Here is a 13,755-nt window from a genome sequence, read left to right as displayed (position 1 = left end):
ATGAGAGTAGATGTACGTATGGAAGAGGGTTGGAAAAAAGCCCTCGATGAAGAGTTTGGGAAGTTGTACTTCGAGATTTTGACCTCTTTTGTTCGCTCGGCTTACTGTAGCGGTCAAGCAATTTATCCTCCAGCCCGGCATATCTTCCGAGCTTTTGATGTTTGCCCATTCGAGAAAACTCGTGTGGTAATCCTCGGGCAGGATCCCTATCATGAGCCGGGGCAGGCAGAGGGCTTGGCCTTTTCGGTACCATCCGGTATCAGCACCCCTCCGAGTTTGCGAAATATTCTCACCGAGATACAAAATGATTTGGGGCAACCTTCCCAGCTTGCCTCAGCCCACTTGGGGCCCTGGGCCGAGCAAGGTGTATTGTTGCTCAATGCCACCCTTACGGTAGAAGCTCACCGTGCCGGATCTCATCAGGGCAAAGGTTGGGAGACTTTCACCGATGCTGCAATCGAGGCTCTGGCCAAACAGCGAGAACACGTGGTATTCATGCTTTGGGGGAGCTATGCTCGTCGGAAAGCTGCCATGATAGATCGGAGTCGTCATTTAATACTCGAGGCCCCTCACCCTTCGCCTCTGTCGGCCCATCGAGGCTTTTTCGGTTGCAAACATTTCAGTCAGGCGAATGCCTATTTGCAAGATCATGGGTTTGAACCCATCGTTTGGTAGTTGTATGGCAATAGAAGCAAAGAGTATGAGTTTGTTGGAGCGTTTTCTTCGCTATGTGGCAGTAGATACACAGAGTGACGAGGGGAGTACCGATTTCCCTTCTACAGCCAAACAGCTGAATTTGCTGAATATGCTTGCCGAAGAACTGAGAGATCTGGGCTTGCAAGACGTAAAAATGGATCAGTACGGCTATGTGACAGCCGGCGTCCCGGCTTCTCCGGGTATGGAGAATGCCCCCGTGATAGGCTTGATTGCCCATGTCGATACTTCACCCGACATGATCGGCTGTGGGGTTAAACCTCAGATCATCGAGAATTATGATGGGCAGGATATAGCTCTCAATCCCCAATTGACCATGCGTGTAGCCGACTTCCCTGAATTGGCAACTTTGCAAGGTCATACTCTCATCACTACAGATGGGACCACCCTGCTCGGGGCAGACGACAAAGCCGGAGTGGCCGAAATAATGACTGTGGTAGAGCTGTTGCAGACTCAGCCTGAACTAAAACACGGTCCTTTGCGCATCGGATTTACCCCGGACGAAGAAATAGGGCGAGGAGTCGATCATTTCGATGTCCCGGCTTTCGGGGCCGACTTCGCCTATACTATAGATGGTGGCTACGAAGGAGAGATCGAGTATGAGAATTTCAATGCCGCCTCAGCCAAAATAGATATTCGTGGGCGCAATGTCCACCCCGGCTATGCAAAAGGAAAGATGATCAATGCTCTGCAGCTGGCCATCGATCTGCATAGCCAACTACCCGAAAAGATGAGGCCAGAGTGTACCGAAGGATACGAAGGATTCTATCATCTACATGCACTTTCGGGTAGTGTGGAGCAGGCACAAATGAGCTATATACTGAGAGATCACGACAGGTCCGCCTTTGAAGAAAAGAAAGCCCTCCTTACCCAACTTGTGGAAAAGATATCAGCCCTACATAGCGGAGCTTCCATAAAGCTGGAATTGGAGGACCAATACTACAATATGCGTGAAAAAGTAGAGCCTTACCCTCAACTAATCGACAAGGCTCTCGAAGCCATGAAACATTGTGGTGTATCTCCACGACTCAAGCCCATACGGGGGGGTACAGACGGGGCACGTCTCTCTTTCATGGGCCTACCCTGTCCCAATCTCTTTACCGGAGGGATGAATTTTCACGGCAGGTATGAGTATGTCTCATTCACCTCTATGCAGCGAGCTGTCGATACACTCCTGCATTTGCTTGCTCTTTGGGGGCAGGCGGAGAAAGAGGGTAGACAGTAGACGGCTTTTGTATAAAATCTTGCTTCTCCCAATGAGATTCCTTTTTCGCCTTATAGCACCGTGGCTCCTATTGTTGCCCTTTACTGTATCTTCTCAGCAGCCAAGCTGGGTTGTACAAGGGCGTGCGGATAGTCTTCACAGACAGTTTCTCAAGGATGTACAGGCAGGAGCATTAGTAGGGAGTGGGCTCGACTATCATCACTTGTTTATCCCCGCAGCTCCGATGATGCTGACCAGCCTCATTGCTCCGGATTCCACAGTACGCAGTATTCGTAATTTGCACCTGCGGCAGTTTCGCAATCACTATGATGATTATGTGCAACTGATCCCTCTTGTTGCTCAACTCGGTATGCGCACAGCCGGCATAGAGGGGCATAGCCGGCATATATGGCAAACTCTTACAGCAAACCTCACAGCCGCCGTTTCCACCGCCATTATCGTTAATTCCCTCAAATACTCAATCGGGCGTACCCGGCCGGACGGATCGAGCAATAATAGTTTTCCCTCAGGACATACGGCTACAGCTTTCATGTCCGCCCACCTTTTTCAGCGTGAATATGGAGCTCGGTATCCCCTCTTGGGCTCTGTGGCATATTTCTCCGCTTTGACGGTAGGTGTGGGACGGGTGCTAAATAATAGACACTGGGCTGGTGATGTCCTTTTCGGTGCCGGTGCCGGTATCTTTTCGGCCGAGCTGGGCTATATTGTAAGTGACCTGATTTTCTCTCCCGAAAAACCTCGGATCGTGTGGTTTCCACCAAGAGACGAAGTCCCCAAATCTGGGATGGAGCTGGATATATCTTCCCTCAACATTGTCGATGGCTTTTTGGGATTTGTAGCCGGTTTGCATCACCATAGCAATCCGATAAGTGCCACACTGCACTATCGTTTTAACTCCCGATGGCGATTGGGTACTGGTATTTCGCCCTCTGTAGAATATGTAACAGAGCAGGCTTTGCCCGAAGAGTTGCGCCCCAAGGAAAATCTTTCGATACCGATCAAGCGCATAGCATTTGTGTTGCAGGGGGACTATGATTATCTCTTCAACTCTTTATGGGGCATGAGGGTTTCCGCCTCTTTGGGGCTATCCATGCCAGGGCAAGTAGACCTTTCCGAGCCTCACCCATTGCGCATGAGCCATTCAATAGCTCCTTCTTTCAGCCTCGAATTGGGGTCTTTTGTCCGTTTGTCCTCTCTTTTTGAGCCATTTGCGATGATAGGCTTCTACCACCAACCTCTCCACCTGAAAATCACAGACATACAAGCGATACCTCTGGAGAGACATTTACACTCAAAACACGCATCCGGCTTCCACCCTCTGTTCCGAGCCGGGTTTACAATCCATTATTAAGATCACTATTATTCGACTGCAGGGCGGACTTCCTCTATCTCGTTGGCATCGACATAGAGGATATAGGCACTCACCGATGGGTAACCCATGGCTTCGACCAAACCACGGTAGCGATTGAGCTGTCTGGCGTAGGCTTGTCGTTTCTTACCGAACTTATAATCCACAATTATGGCTGTATGTCCATCGGGATATAGCATAACTCTGTCCGGACGATAGGTTTCCCCTCTTCTCCCCACTACAATAGCTACCTCTCGTAGTACCCTCAAATGGCCATCAAACCAGCTTATCACCAATGGATGCTCCATTATCTCGTGGAGCTTCGTCTTTGTTTCTTCTACTTCTTGATATGGGATAAGCCCCTCGACAATCGCTTTCTCGATAGCCGAATCCAAGTCTTTGGTTGTTTCTGTCTGCTCCAGTACATAGTGCAAGGCTCTACCTCTTGCTATGGCATCGACCTGCTCTCCGGAAGTATAATGGTCGGCTTCACGCTTGATTTTCAATTTCCGGCTGAGTAGATGGGGGTCAAGACTGTCTCGAGTATTTGTGATACGGAGATTTATTTGCTCTACTTGTTGTTTCTGTACGGGTCGATAGACTGGTAGAGCAAGGTCTGTAATCGACTCCTCCCCAAGCCTGTGCAAAGTATATAGAGAGCTATTGCTATTTACATCCACCTCAAGGCTGTCTATTATGATCTGCTGGACAGTTTGTTGTGGCGGTTTTTCACTTTTGCTCTCTTTGCCCTTGTGTGTATTTATCCAAATATGAAGTTCGTCCTTTGCTCTGGTCGTCAATACATAGAGGAGGTTCAGGTTGTCGATAGCACAGTTGATTCGCTCCTGAGCATCATATTCGGCAAAGAGCGTGTTGCTCAAGCCAGAGTTCATCGAAAGGGGGACGTGGCTCAACCGGTGGAAGCGATCGTCTTTTATTTGCTGCGTCGTGCACCAGATGATTTGACCATTAGCCTTTTTGTAGTCAATATCAATGCCCCAATCGGCATAGGGCAAGAGAACTACCGGAAATCCAAGCCCTTTGGACTTGTGGATAGTGAGGATATGAATGGCATTGGCATTAGCCGGAGATTCGATACAGCTGCTCGCACTCTTGCTCTCCCACCAGCTCAAAAACGAGCGTAGGTCAGGAAGGCCATGCTCCAAGTACTCGGAAACCAGATCGAGAAAAGCCAACACATAGGGCTGTTCGCTGCTCTCCATTTTTTCTCCGATCATGGCAATCAACATCTCTACCATATTGGGCAGATCGGTGCGTGCTATCTGCAATAATCTCTCTGTTTCTTGTGGCGAAAAATCGGCCTGCTTGTATTCATTATAGTGCAGGGCGGCCTCTGCTCGCTCTCTGTCTCCGATTCGTATAAAACTTTGGTAAGCACTCTTGCGCAAATTCTCATCCGAGGGGCCTGCCAAGAATGCCATTGCATCTGTCAAAAATCGCACGCTGGGAGAGGACTTGACAGATAAAGCCTCCGATGACAGGACATTGAGGGTAATATGCGGAAAGGAGCGGTTATAGTCCGGATACTCTTTCTGCCAGGACATCAGATAGGTCGCTATCCGGCCTGCGTCTTTCCGGTCTCGCACCAATATGGCTATATCCGATGCCTGCACTCCTCGTTTTTGTATGTCTATGAGCGTTTCGGGCAGAGAACAAAGGACATCATCAGCAGCCTCTTCTGCCTCTTGTTGCTCGGTCTCTTCGGACTGGGGATGGCTCGAATCGTATAGATGCAGTACGACAGCCCCTTCTTCATCCGATTGGCGCGCAACCACCTGCTTCTGCCCTTCATAAGCAGCAACTATCGGCTCCAACATACACTCCAACTTATGCTCCGGCAAAATTTCCTCTTCTGTCCGAAGCCTTTCCCTCATAAAATCCCTCACCAGAGAGGGAACCTTTCCGTAGAGAGCATTATTGAAAGAGACGATTTGGGGCAAGCTGCGCCAGTTTTGTTGCAGATTGAACAAGCGATAGCAGTCTGCAAAGTCTTTCGGAAGTTGTTCGCTCAGGATGCTGCGATCTGCATTCCTGAAACGGTAGATACTTTGCTTTACGTCCCCAACGATCAGATTGAACCAGCTGTGAGATACCCCTTCTTCCAACAACGGCTTGAGGTTGTCGTACTGCTTACGACTGGTATCTTGAAACTCGTCTATCATGTGGTGCTTGATCGTACTGCCAAGTCGCTCGTATATAAAAGGGGTATCGCAATTGTCTATAATGCGAGATATCAGACTTGTACTATCCGATATTAGCATCGTATTTTCCTCATCCGAGAGTTGCTGTATAGATAGCTGCAAGTCTCGGAGGATACCAAGACGGAAAAGATTCTCAAGTACAGCTTTGGCCGACAGATAGAGAGGATATTTGCTGCGGAACAGCTCTATGTAGGAGGCTATAAGCTCCACCAACTTCAATACCAGGGGATCTTCTTCGGAAATTTTGCCCAAGCTGTCTTTGGATAAAATCTCTCCATCGACAAACTTCTTCATCCTACTTGTCGGCTCCTTTATCTCTTTTTTTACAACAAGGGAGTTGTACAGAGAGGCCGGAGCGGAGGTCGAACCCCATTTGAAGTCACTCGGGTGAAATGTGGCAGAGTCGAATATCGCCTGCAGTACTTCGGCATGATCGTTCAGTTCGGATTCAAAACTTTCGATGATGCCGCTCATGTCTTTCCGATAGGCCTCTATCAACTCCCGTTCGGGAAGTCTGCTGTTCTCCGCCTCCAATAGACCTTCTTTGAAAAGCTCCCGGCCAAGTCTTTTGATTTCACCTATCACATTATGGCCCTTGCCTCGGTTGATCATATCTCGCCCGAGCCTTCTGAGCCAAATGCTCAGGTCTCGGTTTTCGCCCAAGTCAAGTTGGGTGATCAGCTGCACGGCAGATCGCTCCAATACATCATTCTGATCAAGCTCTACACGAAAACTCCCTCTAATTCCTAACTCTCGAGCAAAACCCCTAATTACTTCCTGAAAAAACGAGTCGATGGTCTTAACGCGCAAATAGCTGTAACCGGACAAAATCTCCGACAAGACCTCCCCTGCCCTATGCGACAGTTGCTCCATGCTGCCATGAAAAAGAGACAGCAATTCCTCCCGGAAAGGCGAAACCTCGGGATTGGTATGCAAGGTGTGCAGCTCGGAGAGGATACGCTCCTTCATCTCCGCTGTGGCCTTGTTGGTAAAAGTAATGGCTTGTATTTGTCGGAAAGAAGTGCTGTTTTGCAAAGCCAGCCGAAGAAATTCACCCGTAAGTGTGTGTGTCTTGCCAGATCCGGCAGAAGCACTGTACACAGAAAGAGAAGGCTTGGTAGGGGCAGACATACAAGACTCGGAGTGGCTTATTCTTGGCGATGGTCTCGCTTGGGACGCAGGGCATAGGTTCGATCGTAGAGAAACAAAGACAACTCATGGGCCTTTCCCTTGAATTGACGGATCGTTTCGGCACTGATTGGCTCTCCTATATAAACATGGAAGGTATGTCCTCTCTTGTTGAATAGCTCTGCCGGTATGCGTAGAGAGCGTATGGCCCAACTGAGCCAGCCGAGAAAATGGAAATACAAGCTGTTGCGCCCATGGAAATAAATGGGATAGACGGGAACCGGCTTATGCAGGATGATCTTGGAGCAACTGTCTTGCCAAGGAACATCCATCACACTGTTGAAACGTGCATTGTATATCGAGATCCCTCCGGCCGGGAAAAAACCTACCGGATGTCCTTCCGAAAGACGATTTATCAGCTCTCTCAGTCCCGAGGCATTGTCTTCTCTGCTACTGCCTCCACTAATTCCCTTGGGAGGCTTAACTGGTATGAAACTGTCTTTGAGACAGCCGATCTGACTCAAAAACCCATTTACCAAAACCCCATAGTCAGGACGAACAGATCCGACAATATCAATGAGCATAATACCATCCACCGAGCCAAAAGGATGGTTGGAGACTGTCACAAAGGCCCCATCTTGCTTCATTTGCTCCAGACGCTCCGCCCCATGGAGCACATAGCGCACATCAATAGCCGGATCGGAGAGGGCCGCACGAGCAAATTCGGCTCCCCGCAAATGGATATGCCTGGCGTGTACTTCGTTGATGTCTACAATCTTGAGTCGCCTGAGTATGGTACGTATCAGGCGACGGATGCCGGGCTTATCCACAGCCGGGAAAAGCTCATACACATCTTGTTCGGAAAGGACATCTTTCTTCATTTTGCCGTCACGCTGCTGTGGCCAGCTTCTTGCACATTGCTTCGTGCTTGGAGATACTCAGCACCAGCACGACATTGAGCACCACAAACTCATAAATGAAATAGAGCCACACCTGCCCCAGCAAAACGAACACAAACAGAGGTATCGAGCGACCATTGAAAGTAAGCAGATCCAATACTTTCATCACTTTTTGGCTGCCACTCCGGAATGCTTTGCGCTGCTCCTGTGGTATGCCTGCTGCCCCATATTGCTCCAAGAGTTTGCGCAAATAGGATTGCAGGTGAGGGGAAAAGAATTCTTGCACGGAAGTATAAACAAGGTAAGCCGAGGTCAGTACTCGATTGATACCGGGCCTCATCCGACACAGACGATTGCGGATCTCATCCGAGGATTCAAAATCTCGCCCTTTCTCCGGGGAGATAAAAAACAAATGGATCGTCTTGTAGTAATCCGTAACAGCAGCCTGCACCAAATGACTGAAGCCGGAGAGGATTGCCATGGCAAGGAAGAGGATCCACCCCTTTCCATTGAGCCAAGTGGCATGCTCATGCGAAAGCCTTACCACAAGGCAGATATAGATGCAGGCAAACCAAATGTCTCCAGCCAGACCATCCAGAATACGACCGACTTCGCTCTTGATACCCGTAAGCCGAGCAAGCTGACCATCCACACAATCCATGATATTGGCTGCAACCATACAGGCGATACCGACAAAAGCCCACCACAAAGGTTCGGAATGAACGAAGCTCAACCCGCCCCCCAGACCTACGAATATAGAGGCTATGGTAACCATATTGGGGGTTATGCCTGTGCCTTTGAGTGCCATTGCCAGGCGATAACCTATCGGGCGGTAGAATTGGCGGTCCAACCAATTCTCTGTTTCAATTGATTTGAGCGAAGACAGATAGCTGTCTTTTGTATTATTCTCCATATACGATTTGTGTATTCAGAGCCTGCTTCTCTCAGGCGTAGGCATACCCTCCGCTGAGCTGTAATATCTCGCCATTGCAATAGTTGTTCTGGAGCAAAAAGAGATATGCTTCGGCAATTTCTTCGGGCAGGGCAAAGCGGTGTACAGCCACTTTCCGTTCTATATTTTTCCGGATCGCTTCCGGTTTCCCCTTTTGCCAATCGGTGTCTACAAAACCCGGGGCCACACCACAGACACGGACCCCATAGGGCTCAAGGTGCTTGACCAGATTGTGCACCAAAGCATGTACGGCCGATTTGCTCACTCCATAAGGTAGAGCCATGCCATGTGGCTGTACGGCCATCATCGAGCCGGTGAAAATCACCGCACTACCCTTTTGCAGCAATGGCAACAGACGCTGCAGCAGGAAGGTTGGGTAGTGAACATTGGCTACAAACACCTGAGACCAGTCCTCGTAGCTAATCTCCTCGAAAGGAGAGCGGCAAGTGATGCCGGTATTGAGAATCAAGCCACTCAAACCCTCCGTGTGTTGGTGGACAGCCTGCTTCACCGTCTCTATCGTCCGCAGGTCGGTTCCATCGGCCTGTATTATTTGTACATCGGAAGCTCCGTCTTGCAAGCAAAGAGTACATGCTTTCTCCGCCGCTTCGTGATCATGCCCATAGGTGAGCAGTAATCGATAGCCCTCTTTGGCCAATCGGCGGGCGACAGCCAAGCCTATCCCCTTACTCGCCCCGGTTATCAGTACGGTTTTGTCGGTCAGATTCTCCATCCTACCCTATCGATCTATATTTATTCCTTGCTCACCTTCTCCAGACTGGCTCCATGCGAATGCAGCACCGAATGCGGTTTTTGCTGCTGTTCGTTTCGGAGTTGGTGGTCATAACTCTCGTGGATAGCTTTCTTGATGTTGCTGGAAGAAACACCTGTGCCATAGGGGAAGTAGAATACCTGCACCCCCAGATCCTTGAGATAGTCGTATTTGCCGTTCCAGTCATCTCCCACCACAAAAGCGTCTATATTGAGCTTTTTTACGATCTCGGTGTGGTCGAGCGTATGCTGGGGAATCACAATATCCGGAGTTTTGAGAGCTTCGAGGATCTGCATTCTCTCGTTGAAAGGAATGATCGGAGGAGCTTTGTAGGAGGATACCAGTTCGTCCGTACTCACCCCCACAATAAGGATATCAGCCAATGCTCTGGCGTAGTTGATCATCCTAAGATGATTGTAGTGGAACATATCGAATGTTCCCGAAGTGTACACAATGGTCTTGTCCTTAAACATATCGCTGATTTTTATCTTTTGTCTGCTCTTTGGTTACTCCTCCCCTCCGGGTGGTGTTTCGAGCTTTTCGTTATCGTTCCCTTTCTCGAAATAAGTTTTTCTCAAGGGAGACTTCGTTGCCTCCTGATAGCGACTGCGAGCCCGGTAAATATCAATTGCCGCATAGACGGCCGAGCGCAGAGATTCCTCACTGGCAACCCCTTTGCCCACAATGTCGTACCCGGTGCCATGGTCGGGAGATGTGCGTACAAAAGGTAGATTGGCAGTGAAATTGACCCCTCTATTCATATATAAGGCCTTGAATGGAGCCAACCCCTGATCGTGATAGATGGCCAATATGGCATCGAAACGCATCGACGAATCCGAACCCCAAAAACCATCTGCGGCATAGGGGCCGAAGCACAGGATATGCTCCCGCTGGGCTTGCTCCAAGGCTGGGAGAAGAATACGCTCCTCTTCATCCCCCATCAGCCCATGATCCGAAGCATGCGGATTGACAGAGAGGAGAGCTATGCGAGGCTTGACTATGCCGAAGTCCTGTATCAGGCTATGCTCCATCTGTTGCAGTTTGTCTACGATCAAATCCACGGAGAGATGCTGTGATACCTCCTGCAATGCACAGTGGGTTGTGGCCAGAGCCACCCGGCATTCATCGCTAAAGAGGATCATCAAGCCCCGGGCCTCTGCTCCGCATTTGTGTGCCAAGTAGTCGGTATGCCCTTTGAATGGAAATACATCGACCGGCATAGCCGATTTGTTGATCGGAGCTGTCACCAAGGCATCGCACTGCCGACTCTTGATGTCGGACATTGCCCTCTCGAGAGCTGCCAAAGCAGCCATACCACTCGTGCGATTGGCTTCCCCGGGCTGTACCTGTATTTGTTCGCCACATACATCTATCAGATTGACCTGCCCCGGACGTGCTTCCGAGGCCTGAGAGATCAATTGCCATGGCTCACTCTCTATCTGTAGCGCATCGCGCCAGTACTTCTCTGCCACGGCTGAGCCATACACGATTGGGCAAAACAGCTCTGCAAACATCGGCTCCGCAAAGGCTTTGAGCAAAATTTCATAGCCAATGCCATTAATATCTCCGTGTGTGATAGCTATGCGTAGAAGGTTCTTTTCCATTGTTTTATTGTAGAGTGATCTGTTTGGTATTGCTTCGGGAAAGAGGTGACTCCCATGAGCAACAATTCCTTTAGAACACCGGAGAATAAGTCATCTTTTTGAGACCTTCGGGATTGAAATCCTTTTGAGCTCTCTTCCTAAAAGTATAGAGCGAAGCCTCCATCATTCGTATCAGGTTGCGTTTGGGTTCGTTGGGGTGATAGACAAAGCCCTCTGCTACGTATACCAAACCGCTCTCCTTGTCGTATGTAGCCTGACAGACAAAGGGGCCTCCCATCATGCCTCCGCCTGTCATTTTCCACAGCCCTCGAAGTTCGGAGCGCATCTGCCCTTTTTCGGGACCGAAGACATAGCGATGATAGAGGTTGAAGCCGGTCTCGGTAGAGGGGTACGACCCTTCGTCCCCTCCCTCTATATTCTGCCTTAGCACGGAATCTCGTACTTCTATCATACGATCCATTTCCAAATCCCTTTTGCTGCGGTAGGGATATGTATAGACCAACAAATCGTGTCGCTTGGACGCTGCATTGTTAGACATCCACAAGAAGTCTTTCCCCACTTTGTAGCTGCGAATATCCTTAGGGACATTGATCCGATAGCCGAACATACTGTCTACTTTTTGCATGGCTGTGGGGCTGAACTCATCGTGCAGCAGATCCGCAAAGCGGTAGAACTCATGCCGCAAAACCAGATTTACCAAAGCCTCCCCTTTGTCCTTTATATAGGAGACAATCGAATCGGCGTTTGGGCTGGTCATCTTCACAAGCATCTGTCCCTTGGCCCAAACGTTGTAGTCGAACTTGACCGAGGTGGTTGTAAAGCGCGACTCATCGACTTCTACATACATCACGTTGCGCACATAAGTCAAGAAACCACTAAACCCCTCTATAGTACTGCGAGAGACCTTAAACAGCGGCTCGTCTTGTGGCAATGCGGGCACCGACTGCGCAAGCAGGTCTTCGACAGCCCGGCCGGCAGCCCCCGACAACTGCTCGTTGTCCATCACCAGCAAAATTTCTCCCGGCATACCGGTAGCCTTCAGATAGCTGCTACTGCCACTGTTATTACAAGAGATATGCGATAGCAGAAAACAAAAGATTGCCGACAAAGCAGCAAGACTTCTAATGCAGGGACAAAACTTCATGGTTTGTATCTTTTGTCTGATTATCTCTCCAAAGGTAGTCACTTTTGGCGTACTCCGAAGTTCTTTTGCCACAGCCACTCCCGATGCCGATTTCAGCCCTCAAAAAGCGATTGAGAGAGGGCTTGTCTTGGGGCTAAGAGCCTTCTACGGATCGTCGGGTGATTTTCCGCTTGAGGTGACGGATGTAATTACGGACTTTTTGCTCCAACCCTCCGGACAAGACCGTGAGTAACACAGCTGCCAGGATAAACAAAATACCTACATAGCCGGAGGCCGGGATTTTCTCATCGAAGAAGCTGACGCCTACCAACACAGCCGTAAGTGGCTCCATGGCTCCCAACACGGCCGTGCGAGTAGCCCCGATTTGCTGCACTGCCACCACCAGCGCAATGTTGGAAATGACCGTAGGCACGAGGGCCAACAGCAGGATATTGATCCAGGAGGTATAATCCGGCAAAGCTGCCACCTGCCCATGTGCCACAAGTGTGTTGATCAGGCTCCCTCCGGCTGCGATCAGCAGAACCCAAAAAGAGAGCAACCTGCCGGACATACTACGAACAGCGGAGTGGTGCACCACAACGATGTAGAGAGCATACGACAGTCCTGAAGCCAGTACCACGAGAAAGGCCCAAAAGGTCATGCTAATATGCCCGGTATTCTCCCAAAGCCCCATGAGGAAAGAGACACCCGGCACAGCCAAACACATAGCCAACAAGGTAACGACCCCAATGCGCTCTCTGAAAAACAAGAAGAGTATAATGCTCACAAAGAACGGGTACATATAGTGAATCACCGTGGCGATACCCGAGGACATCTGCGAATACCCCCAGAACAGCAGCATAGCCGAAGCGGTGTATAATCCGCCTAATATCAGCAAAGGAGGCAGCTCTCGCCTATTGATCCGGAAACTCCCTCCATTAGCTAAGTGAATAGCCCCGAGCATAAGCGAAGCGAAAAGAAAACGGTAAAAGACAACCGTCTCGTGTGGCACACCCAATTTTAGGATAGGGAGTGAAAAGAGAGGTATAAGACCGAAAGAGGCCGAAGAGAGGATCCCGATCAGCCAACCGGTAGATTTGGAGGGTCGATTCATGCTACAAAGGTAGTCATAGAGACCTTTGCTTGGGCGAGTTAAATTCTCAAAGTATTCTCGGGCTTAGCCCTTGTATCTTTTTGTTTTCTTTTGTGTCTTTTTGTTTTGGTTTTGAGGTGTTTTTTATGCCCGAATTGGGGACTTTTTCCAAGGATTTTCCCTCCTCTTTTTGATGCTGACGGGAGACATTTTTTGCTGACACGGGAGAAAACAAAAATTCTCTCCTGAGGAAAAAATAATTCTCTCCTGTGTTAGCAAAATTTTTCTCAGGAGAGAATTTCGACCCTCTCAGAACGCCCTATTCATCGGTGTTTTGGGAGAGCAATTCGGAGCATATAAGAGGGAGATATATCCACCCCTATACGGAACTCTTTTTTCCTCCTTTTTCCTCGATTTTTGCCTCGAGAAGAATTTACAAAACATGTCTATTCCGAGAGGATAAAATAGGAGCTTCTTGACTGCATTCTGATTGCTCAGCTGCTCTTTGTGAGATTCACGGGAAGGGTTGTTGCATGAGGACACGATGATTTCATGGAAAGCAGCTGTAACAGCCTCTTAGATCTGCCCACACATTGTGCACAGGAGGGGAGGCTTTGGCCCATGCTCTAAACAAAGAAAGTGCCACAACCCGATCAAGGGTTGTGGCACTTTCGA

11 protein-coding genes are annotated in these 13,755 nt (G+C 49.4%); 3 read left to right on the top strand and 8 right to left on the bottom strand.

Features of this window, described 5'->3' with window-relative positions:
- Genes ung through B5D48_RS06885 form a run of 3 tightly spaced genes read left to right on the top strand, consistent with a single transcriptional unit; the run spans position 1 to position 3,290 of the window.
- Positions 1-675, top strand: a complete 675-nt coding sequence (gene ung, locus B5D48_RS06895) for a uracil-DNA glycosylase (RefSeq protein ID WP_023936677.1) — start codon at positions 1-3, stop codon at positions 673-675.
- 25 nt (positions 676-700) lie between these two features.
- Positions 701-1,939: a peptidase T gene (gene pepT, locus B5D48_RS06890; RefSeq protein ID WP_042120190.1), complete on the top strand. Its 1,239-nt coding sequence runs from the start codon at positions 701-703 to the stop codon at positions 1,937-1,939.
- Between the two features lie 31 nt (positions 1,940-1,970).
- Positions 1,971-3,290: a phosphatase PAP2 family protein gene (locus B5D48_RS06885; protein WP_052512518.1), complete on the top strand. Its 1,320-nt coding sequence runs from the start codon at positions 1,971-1,973 to the stop codon at positions 3,288-3,290.
- An 8-nt stretch (positions 3,291-3,298) separates the two neighbouring features.
- Here the strand turns inward: B5D48_RS06885 and B5D48_RS06880 are convergent, their stop codons facing one another.
- From B5D48_RS06880 to B5D48_RS06845, 8 genes are all read right to left on the bottom strand, one after another.
- On the bottom strand, positions 3,299-6,640 hold the full coding sequence (locus tag B5D48_RS06880; RefSeq protein ID WP_023936671.1) for a UvrD-helicase domain-containing protein: 3,342 nt from the start codon (positions 6,638-6,640) through the stop codon (positions 3,299-3,301).
- A gap of 17 nt (positions 6,641-6,657) precedes the next feature.
- Entirely contained in the window at positions 6,658-7,518 is an 861-nt protein-coding gene (locus B5D48_RS06875) for a lysophospholipid acyltransferase family protein (RefSeq protein ID WP_023936669.1), read from the bottom strand.
- Between the two features lie 7 nt (positions 7,519-7,525).
- On the bottom strand, positions 7,526-8,449 hold the full coding sequence (locus B5D48_RS06870) for a CDP-alcohol phosphatidyltransferase family protein (RefSeq protein WP_023936667.1): 924 nt from the start codon (positions 8,447-8,449) through the stop codon (positions 7,526-7,528).
- Positions 8,450-8,480: 31 nt separating this feature from the next.
- On the bottom strand, positions 8,481-9,221 hold the full coding sequence (locus B5D48_RS06865; RefSeq protein ID WP_023936665.1) for an SDR family NAD(P)-dependent oxidoreductase: 741 nt from the start codon (positions 9,219-9,221) through the stop codon (positions 8,481-8,483).
- Between the two features lie 20 nt (positions 9,222-9,241).
- Positions 9,242-9,733 (bottom strand): FAD synthase family protein, encoded by a 492-nt coding sequence (locus tag B5D48_RS06860; RefSeq protein ID WP_023936663.1) that lies wholly within the window; start codon positions 9,731-9,733, stop codon positions 9,242-9,244.
- Between the two features lie 33 nt (positions 9,734-9,766).
- Positions 9,767-10,864 carry a 4-hydroxythreonine-4-phosphate dehydrogenase PdxA gene (gene pdxA / locus B5D48_RS06855; RefSeq protein WP_023936661.1) on the bottom strand — a complete coding sequence of 366 codons (1,098 nt, stop codon included), beginning with the start codon at positions 10,862-10,864 and terminating at the stop codon, positions 9,767-9,769.
- Between the two features lie 70 nt (positions 10,865-10,934).
- A complete protein-coding gene (locus tag B5D48_RS06850) occupies positions 10,935-12,008 on the bottom strand; it encodes a DUF4837 family protein (RefSeq protein WP_052115537.1) in 1,074 nt (357 codons plus the stop codon).
- 133 nt (positions 12,009-12,141) lie between these two features.
- Positions 12,142-13,101, bottom strand: a complete 960-nt coding sequence (locus tag B5D48_RS06845; RefSeq protein ID WP_023936657.1) for a DMT family transporter — start codon at positions 13,099-13,101, stop codon at positions 12,142-12,144.
- Between the last annotated feature and the right edge of the window lie 654 nt (positions 13,102-13,755).

The sequence above is a fragment of the Porphyromonas crevioricanis genome, assembly GCF_900167225.1.
GTDB classification, from domain to species: Bacteria; Bacteroidota; Bacteroidia; order Bacteroidales; family Porphyromonadaceae; genus Porphyromonas; species Porphyromonas crevioricanis.
Note: the sequence above shows the minus strand (reverse complement) of the source record. Positions and strands in the feature narration are given on the sequence as shown.